This is a genomic window from Oleiphilus sp. HI0117 (genome assembly GCF_001635235.1).
On sequence record NZ_LWGA01000057.1, the window covers coordinates 1 to 918 of the forward strand.

Genomic DNA, 918 nt, shown 5'->3' on the forward strand with positions numbered 1-918 from the left:
AAGGTCCTAACTATGTTTAAAACTAAGAAATCTATACTTTCCACCTGCGCGCTTTCTTTATCTCTATTATGGGGATCAGGGCAAGCGATGGCTGCCGACAACTGCTATATAATGGTTCACGGGCACGGAACCCAAGGCGACATCAAAATCAATGCCCTCGACTCTTGGCGAACATCCCACTTCAGCAACTATAACGGTGCTGACTTTATGGATGACTTGCTGAGCTCTGGCGACAATTATGCCATTGTTGGTTACGACTCAACCGACGAAAGCGGCTACCCTTACTGGAGAAACGAAACCTCTGGCGAAATTGCTCGACAGATCATTTCTATCAAGCAAGGTAACGGAGACGGCCTCAATCACCCTCAAGCTGGCACTCAATGCTCGGCCAATGACGACTTTTGGGTTGTATCGCATAGTCAGGGCGCTCAGCAGATGATGTTTATCGCCGGTAATGCGGTCTCAGGCGCACCCAACTACAATACGGCTTACACAAGCTCTGGTTCCGTTAGTGTTGATTATGCATCCGCCATGAACGACATTCTCGGGATTTTCACGCTTGGCGGCGCAATAACCGGAACCGAAGGTGCTGACCGAGTTTGTAACGGCAACTGGTTAGATGCACTTATAAACGCGGCATTCTTAGGTAAAGACTGCAACCCAAGTGTACAATGGCTTCAAACAAACGATTCTTACACTGTTAAGAATTATATTGGTTCCAACCTAGCTGCTCCGGTTTATGTTATGGGCGGTTACAAGAGCTTCCCTGGTATTGAAGGCGCATCTGCGGCTATGCTTAATGGCGAAGATGATGGTTATATCAACCTGGCATCGCAAATGAGCTGTGAAGGTTCCGGTAAGCGCAATATTTGGGACGACCTGAATACCTACAAAACATTCTTTGGTATTGCCTACGGC

At 47.6% G+C, this 918-nt stretch carries 1 protein-coding gene; it reads left to right on the top strand.

Annotation, left to right across the window (positions count from 1 at the left end; all coding sequences use genetic code 11):
• Nucleotides 1–12 precede the first annotated feature (12 nt).
• Nucleotides 13–918 (top strand): hypothetical protein (locus A3757_RS00945; protein WP_068739001.1); only part of this gene is annotated, 906 nt, incomplete at its 3' end.